General features: G+C 46.2%; 9 protein-coding genes. 6 read left to right on the top strand and 3 right to left on the bottom strand.

Features of this window, described 5'->3' with window-relative positions:
- Positions 1-5 precede the first annotated feature (5 nt).
- From C943_RS18545 to C943_RS18555, 3 genes are all read right to left on the bottom strand, one after another.
- Complete coding sequence (locus C943_RS18545; RefSeq protein ID WP_008630962.1) at positions 6-1577, bottom strand: Rne/Rng family ribonuclease; 1572 nt, start codon at positions 1575-1577, stop codon at positions 6-8.
- A 182-nt stretch (positions 1578-1759) separates the two neighbouring features.
- Positions 1760-2578 (bottom strand): tetratricopeptide repeat protein, encoded by an 819-nt coding sequence (locus tag C943_RS18550; RefSeq protein WP_008630964.1) that lies wholly within the window; start codon positions 2576-2578, stop codon positions 1760-1762.
- An 18-nt stretch (positions 2579-2596) separates the two neighbouring features.
- Positions 2597-2908, bottom strand: coding sequence for an HU family DNA-binding protein (locus C943_RS18555; RefSeq protein ID WP_008630965.1), 312 nt, complete (start codon positions 2906-2908; stop codon positions 2597-2599).
- Positions 2909-3063: 155 nt separating this feature from the next.
- Here C943_RS18555 and mutY point away from each other — a divergent pair, with 155 nt between their 5' ends.
- The 6 genes from mutY (at position 3064) to C943_RS18590 (ending at position 13217) form a co-directional block, all read left to right on the top strand.
- The gene (mutY, locus tag C943_RS18560; RefSeq protein WP_008630967.1) at positions 3064-4143 is read left to right on the top strand and encodes an A/G-specific adenine glycosylase; all 1080 of its coding nucleotides are present in this window, start codon (positions 3064-3066) and stop codon (positions 4141-4143) included.
- A 52-nt stretch (positions 4144-4195) separates the two neighbouring features.
- Positions 4196-4642: a single-stranded DNA-binding protein gene (locus C943_RS18565; RefSeq protein ID WP_008630969.1), complete on the top strand. Its 447-nt coding sequence runs from the start codon at positions 4196-4198 to the stop codon at positions 4640-4642.
- A gap of 63 nt (positions 4643-4705) precedes the next feature.
- Positions 4706-6055, top strand: coding sequence for a gliding motility-associated protein GldE (gldE, locus tag C943_RS18570; RefSeq protein ID WP_008630972.1), 1350 nt, complete (start codon positions 4706-4708; stop codon positions 6053-6055).
- Between the two features lie 513 nt (positions 6056-6568).
- On the top strand, positions 6569-11059 hold the full coding sequence (gltB, locus tag C943_RS18580; RefSeq protein ID WP_008630974.1) for a glutamate synthase large subunit: 4491 nt from the start codon (positions 6569-6571) through the stop codon (positions 11057-11059).
- A gap of 1 nt (position 11060) precedes the next feature.
- A complete protein-coding gene (locus tag C943_RS18585) occupies positions 11061-12536 on the top strand; it encodes a glutamate synthase subunit beta (RefSeq protein ID WP_008630976.1) in 1476 nt (491 codons plus the stop codon).
- 192 nt (positions 12537-12728) lie between these two features.
- Positions 12729-13217 (top strand): hypothetical protein, encoded by a 489-nt coding sequence (locus C943_RS18590; RefSeq protein WP_040481330.1) that lies wholly within the window; start codon positions 12729-12731, stop codon positions 13215-13217.
- Positions 13218-13237 lie beyond the last annotated feature (20 nt).

The following is a 13237-nucleotide window of genomic DNA, read 5'->3' on the forward strand; positions in this document are numbered from 1 at the left end:
GAAGCCTACTCGGCCTCGCTTTTTACTTGAAGTTCTATTTCTTCTCCTGCGTCATCCAGGAATTTGTATTCCGTCACCGGGAGGGAAGAGTCTTTGATCAGTCTTACCCACTTGAAGTATTTGAAAAACCAGTTCACCCGCTTGGAAATCAAGCCATGCGTAAAGTACGCATACAGATAGGGGTGTAGCCCAATGTGGATTTTGGAAACATTCTGTATCGTCACCATATGCTCGAGATCTTTTTCGAGCTGATCGGCGACGAGGATGGAAGCTTGTATCTTACCCGTGCCATTACATGCGGGACAGGTTTCTTTGGTGACAATGTTGACCTCCGGACGTACCCGCTGCCTCGTGATCTGCATGAGACCAAACTTGCTGAGCGGTAGTACGGTATGCTTGGAGCGGTCATCTTTCATAACGTCCCGCATCGCGTCATAAATGGCCTTTTTGTTTTCAGCCTTTTTCATGTCGATGAAGTCGATCACGATGATACCGCCCATGTCGCGGAGTCGCAATTGTCGGGCAATTTCTTTGGCTGCTACCAGGTTGGTCTTCAATGCAGTCGTTTCCTGGTCGCTTTCTTGGTTGGACTTGTTCCCACTGTTGACGTCAATGACGTGAAGGGCTTCGGTATGCTCGATGATAAGGTATCCTCCCTGCGGGAGACTTATCGTCTGTCCAAACAAGCTTTTGATTTGCTTCTCAATTCCAAAACTTTCAAAGAGCTTGGCTTTACCGTTGTAAAGCTTTACGATTTTTTCTTTTTCAGGGGCTATAGACCTGATGTAAGACCTGATTTGATCATAGACCAATTCATCCTCTACGGTGATTGCGTCGAACGATTCGTTGAGTAGGTCCCTGATGATGGAGGATGCCATACTCATTTCTCCGATTACTTTGTCGCGCCCTTTGGCTTTGAGGAGTTTTTTCATCCCTTCTTCCCAAGTGGTGAGAAGGTTGCGGAGGTCCTTGTCCAGTTCGGTGACGGACTGTCCCTCGGCCACGGTGCGGATGATCACGCCGAAATTGGCTGGCTTGATGGAGGTAATTAAGCGAACCAGCCTCTTTCTTTCTTCGGCACTTCGGATTTTTTTGGATACGTTGACCGTGTCGGAAAACGGCACCAAAACCAAATAGCGACCTGCAATGGAGAGCTCACAGGATAGTCGCGGGCCTTTGGTAGAGATGGGTTCTTTGACCACTTGTACCAATACCTGATTTCCTTTGGTCAAAACTGTGGAGATTTTCCCCAGCTTTTCGATATCAGGTTCCCTCTCAAACCCCTTCAGATTGTGGTTTGGATAGTTGTTGTTCCGGACAAGCTTGATAAACTTGTTTAGGCTGTTGATCTGTGGACCCAAATCCTGGTAATGCAGGAAGGCGTCTTTTTCATAGCCTACGTCGATGAATGCTGCATTGAGCCCATTGACGATTTTACGGACAGTACCCAAATAGATATCCCCAACCTTAAACTGGTTTTCCCCACCTTCTGAGTGGATTTCAACCAGGTTTTTGTCTTTGAGAAGGGCAATGCGACTACCGTTTTGAGACGAATCAATTACTAATTCTGTGCTCAATCGTGTCTGTTTTTAGGATTTAAATGAACGTGTAGTGTAAAAACTCAAAAAGAAGAAGTGTATTACTTCTTCTTATGTCTGTTTTTTCTCAGTCTTTTCTTACGCTTGTGCGTAGCGATTTTATGTCTCTTTCTTTTCTTACCGCAAGGCATAGTTTTAAAGATTTAAGTGGAACAATTATTTTATAGCCTTCCCAAGTAGCTCTCCACACTCGATAGGATCATCGGATCCTGCGTCATGCCTTGGACTTCCTGAAATTGCTTTTTTGCTTTGTTGTTTTGCTTGGACTCAAAGTAGCTGACTCCCAAATAAAACTGCCCTTGGATATGTTCAGGGTGGTATTTGACAAGTTCTTCAAACCGTTCCGCGGCTTTTTTGTATTGGCCCGATTGCATCGACAGGACGCCCATGTTGTAAAGACCGTCGGCATTGGTCGGGTCTTCCTCCAGAACCTCACGAAGCATTGTGATACCTTGCATCGGATTCGCGGAAGATACATACGTCATGGCCACTTTTGTCTTGAGGTCCAAGCGTTTTGGATCTTTTTCCAAAACTTTGTTCAAGTAGTTTCTGGTCTTTTCGGCCAAAAAACTCATTTTTTGTTCATTGAGCGCAAAGGTAAATGCTTCATAATAAGCAGTACCTGCTTTCTCCCAACTCTCAGGGCTTGAAGTCCGCTCCGCGGCCAAGCCCAAGAAGTATGCGGCAGAATCATATTTGCCTGCCTTGGAGTAAATCTCGCCTATTTTTTCGGCGATTCCCAGGGATTCTTCCGGACTGGCATCCTCAAAGGACTGCTGAAACTGATACAAGCTTGCCCTGTCATCTGCGTCCATCGGCGCATCATGCATTTGGTTGAGCGCAGAGGACTGCTCCTCCGTGCCTGATTCCTGCAAGGCTGCCCCGCTTTCCTCGTTGTCCACCACCACCCTCGGCAAAGAGTATAATCCCCCTACAAAGATGACAGCAAAAACTACGGCGATGACTTGGGCTTTTTTCATAGGCAAAAGCTTCAGGAATTAATCCTCCTGAGGCTCAAGTTCTTTGATTTTTTTGCTTCCCTTGATTTTTTCGATGAAAACTTTGGAAGGCTTGAATGATGGCACAAAGTGCTCATCGATCACGATAGCTGTATTTTTAGAAATGTTTCTTGCGATTTTCTTCGCTCTCTTCTTGTTGATGAAGCTTCCAAAACCTCTCACATAGATATTTTCCCCTTCAGCCATGGAATCCTTTACCACTTTGAAGAAAGCCTCAACGGTTTGAGTCACATCGTCTTTTTGAATCCCGGTCTTTTCCGAAATCTTGGTGATTACTTCTGCCTTAGTCACTGTTGAATGAATTTAAATTATTTACGAACAAGCTTAACAAGCTATTAACCAACTATTTTTGGGACTGCAAATTTATGGGATGCGATTCAATTAAAAAACAAAATGTCCAAAATTAGATTGAATTGTTTGCGCTGGTCTTAACCTATTGATTATCATTGATTTTGAATAAAGAAGCATTTGTCGGAAGAATATTAAATTGGTATGGTCATTCCAAACGTGATTTGCCATGGCGCAACACGAAAGACCCATATATCATTTGGCTTTCCGAAATAATCCTGCAACAAACCCGGGTGGCTCAAGGGCTTCCCTATTTTGAGAAATTCCTTGAAAAGTACCCTGATGTCCAATCTTTTGCCTCAGCCCCCTTGGACGAAATACTGCGTATGTGGCAGGGCTTGGGCTATTACAGCAGGGCGAGAAACATGCATATATGCGCCAATCAGCTTGTCCACAATTACAATGGTGAATTTCCAGCCAATAGCGTAGAACTTTCCAAACTGAAGGGCATAGGGAGTTATACTGCCGCGGCGATTGCGTCTTTTGCCTTCGATGAGCCAGTCGCGGTCGTGGATGGTAATGTGTTCCGTGTGCTCTCGAGGTATTTCGGAATCTCTGAAGACATCAATAGCTCACTTGGAAAAAAACAATTTCAAGCACTCGCCAACACACTTATAGCCAAAGAAAATCCCGGTGAATACAACCAAGCGATCATGGAGTTTGGAGCCCTGCAATGTGTGCCTATCAATCCTGATTGTAACGCGTGTCCCCTGCGAGATGGATGCTTTGCATACGCAAGAAATATGGTAGGCGAACTTCCTGTCAAAGTAAAAAATACGAGAATAAAGGAGCGCTTTTTTATATACGGACATGTCACATGTGGTGATTATCTGGTAGTGAAGCAGCGAGGCGAAGGAGACATATGGCAGGGATTGCATGATTTCCCCTTGGTGGAAACCGCCCTACTTCCTCAAAGGGAGTGGATTGAATCCCGTGTATTCGCGGAACTTAGAGAATTTGGGACATTGGTTGTCGAAGATGAACGTCATTGGTTCAAACATATCCTTACCCATCAAAGGATTTTTGCCAGCTTTGTAAGGTTCGAAGTAAGCGATGTCGGATTCCCAGCTCTCAAAAACTGGACGGAGCAGAATGGATTCAAGCTTGTCCATGTAGATCAACTGGAAAGCTTGGGAAAACCAAGATTATTGCTCAAATATTTGAACGGAGAAAAATAAACTATTAACTTATCCGAGGTTTTTTAGTCAATCATTTAAACAATCAAACATTATGGCTGGAGTCAATAAAGTAATATTGGTCGGACACCTTGGTGCAGACCCAGAGGTGAAACATCTCGAAGGAGATAAGGTGGTTGCAAATCTTCGTTTGGCGACAACCGAGGCGTACAAAGACCGGAATGGCAACCGTATTGAAAGCACCGAGTGGCATGATTTGGAAGTGTGGGACGGTCAGGCGAGAATCGCCGAACAATACCTAAAAAAGGGTATGCAATTGTATGTGGAGGGAAAAATCAAATCCGACACATGGCAAGACGAACAGGGAAACAATCGGAAGAAAGTCAGGATCAGGGTTCAGAATTTCACCATGCTCGGGGGCAAGCCGGAGGGGACCGGCGGTACTGGCTCTTCGACAGGCGGCTATGCTCAAAAACCATCCGGAGGAGAGATGCCACAGGTGGCAGAAGCATCCATGGACGATGATGATTTGCCCTTCTAAATCAATTTGTTGAAGAATTGAGTTTGATTTCGCTATTTTTGCGCATATCATCTTCACGCTTTAATGGACGATCCATACCCGAGTCTTATACTGCTGGCGGAAATGAACTCCATTTCTGCCAGTTATTTTGTTATCAACGCAATCATTTTCATATTGCTACTGATTGCTTCCGGTCTCATATCCGGCTCAGAAGTTGCCTTTTTTTCACTCAATTCCGATGATATTGCAGCAATGGATGAAGAGCGTAATCCACGCGCTCGAAAAGTAATTCAGCTCGTTGATCATCCGAAATCTCTCCTCAGCACGGTCCTTATACTCAATAACCTCGTCAACATCGCTATTGTGACGCTGACGACTTTCGTGACTTGGACGGTTTTTGGCTCGGGTGCTACGGGTATAGTCATCGTCCTCATCCAAACCATTGGAGTGACTTTTGCGATTGTTTTTTTCGGGGAAATCGTGCCCAAGGTGTATGCCACAAAGGCCAAGGTCCCGTTTTCTTTGATGATGGCGCCAATTATCTACTTCTTTTCCGTGCTTGTAAGGCCGCTTTCATTTTTCCTGATGGGTATCAGCAATGTAATAGAAAAAAGAATCCAAAAGAAAGGTTACTCACTTTCGGTTGATGAACTCAACCAAGCACTTGAAATAACCTCCGACGACACATCAGAGGAAGAAAAAGAAATCCTGAAAGGAATTGTGAATTTTGGCACCCTGGCCGTCAGGCAGGTAATGAAGTCAAGGCTGGAGATTACAGCCGTGGAATACGGGACCGATTTCCACGAGCTCATGGACAAGATCAACAAGAGCGGGTATTCCAGGATTCCGGTTTTCCGGGAAACGATCGATAATGTCGAAGGAATCCTTTATATCAAAGACCTTCTTCCACATGTCGATGAGGATGAGCACTTTGAATGGCAAAGCCTTATAAGGAAGACCTTGTTTGTGCCGGAAAACAAAAAGGTAGATACGCTTTTGAAGGATTTTCAGCGCAAGAGAATCCACATGGCCATCGTCGTGGATGAATATGGCGGTACCTCGGGTCTTGTGACATTGGAGGATCTCATTGAGGAAATCATCGGGGAGATCAATGATGAATTTGATGACGTGGATGACTTTTTCTTTAAGGAAATTGACCCGAACACATTCGTGTTTGAAGGCCGGATTTCTCTGAATGATTTTTGCAAAAAGCTGGAGATTGACCCGCAGATATTTGAAGAAGTAAAGGGAGAAAGCGAATCACTCGGTGGACTGCTGCTGGAACTCAATTCCGCGCTTCCGAAAAACGGGGCAAAGTTGGTTTTTGAAAACTTTGAGTTCACCATTTTGGCAGTGGATACCAAAAAGATCAAGAAGGTCAAAGTAAGACTTTTGGATGGTGAAAAGAACCATGATTCCAATCACATGGATTAGGGTGTATAGGCGAAAGGTGAATAAGATTCTTGGGCTTGACTGGGTTTTTTCCAAATGTTTGGTGAATGGGCTCAGTTAGCGGAATGATATCTAACTGCGGCGGCAAATTTCTGATTTTTCTATTTATTTTATTCTGATAATTGACATTATTCAGAATAATATTCCATATTTTGATCGAAATGACATTGAATATAAATGTAATGGACGAATCCGCCACATAAAATCACAGAAAAAAAATTCGAAAATTTTTTGAGAAACCCTGATTTCGGAAATTCTTCTCGGTTTAAGTAAAAAGAAGGAATTTTTGAACCTTTATTAGGCAACATTTTGTCTTTTTTTGAAAAAGTGGTATCAAAAAATGGCAAATGTTAATTTTTTGAAAATTCAAACAACAGCGATTTTATGTGCAAACTGTGCATTTTTATACCTATTACATTATTGCAATTTTAAAAAAAACAAAATTTTTTGTAATATTCGCAACTTATTCTCAAAAACCTATTAAATCTATTTGTAATGAATCAAGGACTATATCGGGAGGAATTTGAGCGTGATTCCTGCGGCATAGGTGCGGTAGTAAATGTCAAAGGCCAAAAAAGCCATGAGACGATTTCCGATGCATTGTACATGCTGAGCAATATGGAGCACAGGGGAGGAAGAGGTAGCGATCCCAAAACCGGTGACGGTGCGGGGATACTGATTCAAATCCCACATACTTTTTTGAGGGACGTCACTTCAAGGGCTGGGTTTAATCTACCCGAAGAAGGACAATATGGTGTCGGAATGACATTTTTTCCAAAAAACAGGCAGTTGTATAAACGCTCCAAAGAGCTGCTCAATAAGATTATAGAAGAACTGAATTTTGAGTTGATAGGCTACAGGAACGTACCTGTGGATGAGACTGTCCCGGGATCAGGGGCTTTGGTGGTGATGCCGAATATCGAGATGGTGTTTGTCCGTCACAAAGCAGGCCTACGGGATATTGAACTTGAGCGCAAACTTTATGTGCTCAGAAACTACGCTTCCAAGTGTATCAATAACACAGTTGCTGGCGTAAACTCGGAGTTTTATTTCGCCAGCTTTTCTGCTTTTACACTCATTTATAAGGGTCAACTGAGGACTGACCAGGTTTTACCTTTCTTCAAGGACCTGTCGAACAAAAATATAACCTCTGGTTTGGCGATCGTGCATTCGAGGTTTTCGACCAATACTTTCCCAAACTGGCGGCTTGCACAGCCATTTCGATACCTATCCCACAACGGGGAGATCAATACGATCCGCGGGAACCTCAACAAAATGAAATCCAAAGAGACGCTTATGCGCTCCGCGAATTTCTCGGATGATGAACTTGCTAAGCTAATGCCGATTACCAACAAGGCCAATTCGGATTCCGCCAATTTGGACGCAATGGTCGAATTGCTGACCTTGAGTGGTCGTTCTTTGCCACACGTGATGATGATGATGGTGCCCGAGGCTTGGCAGGACAATCAGATGATGGACAAGGACCGAAAGGCATTTTACAAATTCCACGCTTCGCTCATGGAGCCTTGGGATGGACCGGCTGCCTTGCTTTTTACGGACGGGAAGTCCCTTGGAGCTACATTGGATCGAAATGGGCTCAGGCCGCTTCGGTATTTTATCACCAACGACGACAGGCTGATACTATCCTCTGAGGCTGGTGCTTTGCCGATTCGGGAGTCCACTATCAAAGAAAAAGGCCGCATCAGCCCAGGAAGGATGCTTTGGGCAGACCTTCAAAAGGGGAAGATTTCCTTCGATGAGGAAATCAAATCCTCTGTATGTGATAATAAACCCTATGAAGATTGGGTACGCGAAGAAAGGCTCAAGCTCAGGATGATGCCAGATCCTGAAAAATTGGAGCACCCATATTCCACGGAGGACATCAAAAGGAGACAGACGGTTTTTGGCTACACTTCCGAGGATCTAAAAGTGATTTTGACACCGATGGGGGAAACAGGTTATGAGGCCGTCGGGTCCATGGGTGCGGATACGCCGTTGGCAGTATTGTCGAAGCAAAGCCAACACATATCTAATTACTTCAAGCAGCTTTTTGCACAAGTAAGCAACCCGCCGATCGACCCAATCCGGGAAAGATTGGTGATGTCGCTATTTACAAGAATCGGGGAAAGCCACAATATCCTCGCAGAAAGCCCACGCCATACACGTCAAATCCATATTTCCCAGCCTGTGTTGCTCAACGAGGATTTGGAGAAGATCAAACATTTGGAAGACCAGGGCTATCGTACCGTGACGCTTTATGCACATTTCGATGCAGATCATCAGCCCGGAAGGCTTTTGGAGGCATTGAACCAATTGTGTCGGGAAGCGGAGGGAGCGATCTACGCTGGCAAAAACATCATTATCATCTCTGATCGCAACAGTACAGAATCAAAAGCTCCGATTCCAAGCCTCTTGGCCATAGGCGCTGTTCATCACCATTTGGTGAAAAAGAAACTTCGTACCAGGGCAGGGCTTGTTGTAGAGGCTGGCGACATACGAGAGACACACCATTTTGCGACCGTCATCGGCTACGGTGCTTCGGCGATCAATCCTTACTTGGCGTTGGAATCCTTGCTTTATCTCAATGAAAAGGGAGCCTATGCAAAGGACTTGCCCCAAAGCCAGCTTTTCTACAATTACCAAAAAGCAATCGGGAACGGCCTATTGAAAGTGCTGTCCAAAATGGGCATCAGTACGCTTCAGTCTTATCAAGGCGCCCAGATATTCGAAGCGCTTGGATTGGGTCCTGAGGTCATCGACAGGTGTTTCAAAGGCACGATCAGCAGGATTTCGGGAATAGGTTTTGATGAGCTCGCCGAGGAAGTCTTGGTGAGACACCACGCGGCTTACCAAACGGAGAGTCCGATCTTGGAATCGGGTGGTGTGTACCAATGGAAAAGACGGGGCGAAATGCACCTCTTTAATCCGGAGACCATCCACTTGCTGCAGAAATCCACCAAGCTCAATGATTACGGGCTTTACAAGAAGTTTGCCCAGAAAATCAACGAGCAAACCAAAGATGCGTTGACCCTCAGGGGACTTTTTGAATTCAAGAAAAGGATTTCGATTCCAATTGAGGAGGTCGAACCGGTCGAATCTATCCTCAAGCGCTTCGCGACAGGCGCGATGTCCTTTGGCTCCATTTCACACGAGGCGCATTCGACCTTGGCGATAGCCATGAACCGTATCGGTGCCAAAAGCAACAGTGGGGAGGGCGGTGAAGACGAAATCAGATTCGCGCGGAAAGAAAACGGAGACTGGGAAAGATCTGCTATCAAGCAAGTAGCTTCCGGCAGATTTGGCGTCACGAGTAACTACCTGACACACGCCGAGGAGCTCCAAATCAAAATGGCACAGGGAGCGAAGCCTGGAGAGGGCGGTCAGCTTCCCGGACATAAAGTGGACGACTGGATCGGACGTGTAAGGCATTCTACTCCCGGCGTGGGATTGATTTCCCCACCGCCGCACCATGATATTTACTCGATTGAGGACTTGGCCCAATTGATATTTGACCTTAAAAATGCCAACCGAAAAGCCCGCATCAATGTCAAATTGGTCGCACAGGCGGGGGTTGGGACAGTCGCAGCCGGCGTGGCCAAAGCCATGGCCGATGTGATCTTGATCTCGGGTGCCGATGGAGGTACCGGGGCTTCTCCGCTGAGCTCGATTCGGCACGCGGGTTTACCATGGGAGCTGGGCCTTTCGGAAGCCCATCAGACTTTGGTGAAGAATAATCTCAGAAGCCGGGTAACGCTACAAACCGACGGTCAGTTGAGAACCGGGAGAGATATCGCTATAGCCACGCTTCTCGGAGCCGAGGAATGGGGCATTTCTACCGGAGCCCTTGTGGTCGAGGGCTGCATTATGATGCGGAAATGCCATCTGAATACCTGCCCGGTTGGAATAGCGACACAGAATCCTGAGTTGAGGAAACTATTCACCGGAGACCCGGACCATGTCGTTAACTTCTTCCGATTCCTGGCGCAGGACCTACGGGAAATCATGGCTTCACTTGGGTTTAGGACCATCAATGAAATGGTCGGCCAAAGCGATGTACTGAAATCCACGGGCCATCTGAACCATTGGAAATGGGACAAGCTGGATCTTAGCCCGATTTTCCATAAGGTCGAAGTTCCTGACCATGTGGGTATCCACAAGCAGATTGACCAGGAATTTGAGTTGAAAAACGTTCTGGACAGGCAGTTGATCCAGCAAGCAATCCCCGCATTGGAGCAGGCAAATGAAGTGCGTGGCCATTTCAAAATCGCCAACACGGACCGAACAGTCGGGGCCATGCTGTCCAATGAAATCTCCAAAATCTACGGAAGCCCTGGATTGCCCGACGATACGATTCACTACACCTTTGTGGGTTCGGCGGGACAGACATTTGGTGGTTTCCTGACCAAGGGAGTGACTTTCGAACTGGAAGGCGAATCCAATGACTATTTTGGGAAAGGGCTTTCCGGCGGTAAATTGATTATTTACCCAAGCCGAAATGCAACTTTCAATGCCTCGGAAAACATCATCATCGGCAACGTGGCCTTTTACGGAGCTACTTCCGGCGAGGCTTATATCAACGGCAAAGGTGGGGAACGTTTCTGCGTCCGAAACTCCGGCGTACAGGCCGTCATCGAAGGTATTGGAGACCACGGCTGCGAATATATGACGGGTGGATTGGTGATCAATCTCGGTGAAATCGGCAGAAACTTCGGAGCCGGAATGAGTGGTGGAATCGCCTACATCTTGAAGGATTACATCCACTTGATCAATCAGGAAATGGTCGATTTGGATCCGCTCAATGAGGATGATTTTGTGACGATCAAAGAACAGCTCAACAAGCATGTTTCCCTGACAAGAAGCCAACTGGCCGATGAGTTTCTTCAGAATTGGAATGAATACAGGGAGAAATTCATCAAGGTCATCCCGAGGGATTACAAGGAAGTATTGAGAAAAAGGGCATTGCAGAAATCTACAACATTGGTATAAGATGGGAGCGAAAGAGGGTTTTATCCAATTCAAAAGAGAACTACCGGAGTCTAGGACTCCGGAGGAACGTATCCACGATTATAAGGAAATCTACAAGCCATTTGATGCCGAAAAGCTCAACCATCAAGCGGCACGGTGCATGGATTGCGGGATCCCGTTTTGCCACCAAGGCTGTCCTTTGGGCAATATCATTCCGGAATTCAACGATGCCGTGTACCGCAATGAATGGGAAGAAGCTTTTCATATTTTGCGCAGTACCAATAATTTCCCGGAGTTTACCGGAAGGATTTGTCCAGCTCCTTGCGAGGGGTCCTGCGTCCTCGGTATCAACAAAGATCCAGTTGCAATCGAGTTGATCGAGAAGAACATTGCCGAAAAAGCCTATGAGCTCGGGTTCGTGAAGCCCAGGATTCCTGTGAAAAGGACCGGTTTCAAAGTGGCCGTCATCGGTTCGGGCCCGGCGGGCTTGGCCGCGGCGGATCAATTGAACCAGGCGGGGCACGAGGTGACCCTTTTCGAAAAGGACAAAAAAGTCGGCGGATTACTCCGATATGGAATCCCTGATTTCAAATTGGAAAAATGGGTCATCGATCGACGTGTGTCCGTGATGGAGCAAGAAGGTGTAATTTTCAGTACCGGAACTGAAGTTGGTTTCAATATCAAGGCTGAAAACATCCTGAGGAACTTTGACGCAGTCGTACTTTCTACTGGCGCCCAACAGCCCCGAGAATTGAAAATCAAAGGTGCCAATTTGAAAGGAGTGCATTTTGCGATGGAGTTTTTGGGTAAACAAAACCAGGTCATCGGCGGTGAAATAGCCAAAAACCCAATCTCCGCAACCGGAAAACACGTCATCGTCATCGGTGGTGGTGACACGGGCAGCGACTGCATCGGAACCTCCAATAGGCACGGCGCGGCGAGCATTACCCAACTCGAACTTCTACCAAAACCTCCCAAGCAGCGCACAGAGCTGAATCCTTGGCCGGAGTGGCCAATGACCCTGAAAACTTCCAGTTCCCACGAAGAAGGTGCCGAGCGGTTTTTCTCCATTTTGACAAAGGAATTTGTTGGAAATGAAAAAGGGGAAGTGACCGGGCTCGTACTGGTGGATATCGTATGGAAAGAAAAAGGCGGCAGAATGCAGTTTGAGGAAGTTCCGGGTACTACGAGGACATTGCCTTGCGATCTGGCATTCATTGCGATAGGGTACGCAGGGCCAGCGCAAAATGGATTGTTGGAAGCCTTTGGTGTTCAAACGATGGAAAACACGCTTCCAAAATCCAAAGAGTACCAAAGTACCAACAAGAAAGTATTCCTCGCCGGTGACATGCGTCGTGGCCAGTCATTGGTGGTATGGGCGATTTCGGAAGGTCGGGAAGCAGCTGTCAAGGTGGACGAATACCTCATGGGGTCCTCTGCCCTTCCTCGAAAAGATGAAGGATACTATGAAGTGGAAGAGGAAATACTCAAAGATTGACGTTAACACAATAACCCAAAATAAAGAGTAAGCGTGATAATAAGTTTAGTTTGAGATGGCCCTTCTTGGGTCACCAAAAGCAAAAGAGCAGGTCCTTGGCCTGCTCTTTTTGATTGGATTTAATTCTTGAGATTAATCTGGGACAAAACCGCTTTTTACTTCGTCTTCAAGATATACTCAATCAGTTTGGCTATGAAAATATTTCGGTTACTTGCTTACCCAATATTGATTTTTCTGTCCCTTTCCTGCATCAGTGACGATGATGATGTTGAATTTATTCACCTTTTGGGAACTTGGGAAAGAGGATCGGTACACGAAGAGACAGGTTTGGATTTTGTCATGGCCTACACCTTCCATGAGGATGGGACTTTCGAGCAAAAATCGATCGCCCGTCAACCGAATTCCGCGATCGAATCAGGCTTTAATTCGATTGTAAGTGGAACTTTTGAGCTCAGCGGAAACAAGCTAACGCTCAATGAGACGGATTGGCTCGGTCTCCCGGAAGGCACAGGGCGGTGGTATGTCTCAGGCGAGGAATTGGTGGCATTCGAGTGGAACAGGGAAAGAGATGTCACGGTGACGCTTAGGGAAAGAAAATCCCAGTTGGAAATGGATTTTGGTCCATGCGGTCCAAATGTCCTTTGCGCCGGCCCGTTAACCTTCTACAAAGTGAAAAGGTAACCAAACCGTAGTGGGCGTAG

Source organism: Mariniradius saccharolyticus AK6 (assembly GCF_000330725.2).
In the GTDB taxonomy this organism is placed as follows: Bacteria; Bacteroidota; Bacteroidia; order Cytophagales; family Cyclobacteriaceae; genus Mariniradius; species Mariniradius saccharolyticus.

Coding starts and splice junctions, on each gene's coding strand:
- C943_RS18550 (WP_008630964.1), bottom strand. CDS start 2,578: ATGAAAAAAGCCCAAGTCATCGCCGTAGTTTTTGCTGTCATCTTTGTA.
- C943_RS18565 (WP_008630969.1), top strand. CDS start 4,196: ATGGCTGGAGTCAATAAAGTAATATTGGTCGGACACCTTGGTGCAGAC.
- gldE (WP_008630972.1), top strand. CDS start 4,706: ATGGACGATCCATACCCGAGTCTTATACTGCTGGCGGAAATGAACTCC.
- gltB (WP_008630974.1), top strand. CDS start 6,569: ATGAATCAAGGACTATATCGGGAGGAATTTGAGCGTGATTCCTGCGGC.
- C943_RS18585 (WP_008630976.1), top strand. CDS start 11,061: ATGGGAGCGAAAGAGGGTTTTATCCAATTCAAAAGAGAACTACCGGAG.
- C943_RS18590 (WP_040481330.1), top strand. CDS start 12,729: ATGAAAATATTTCGGTTACTTGCTTACCCAATATTGATTTTTCTGTCC.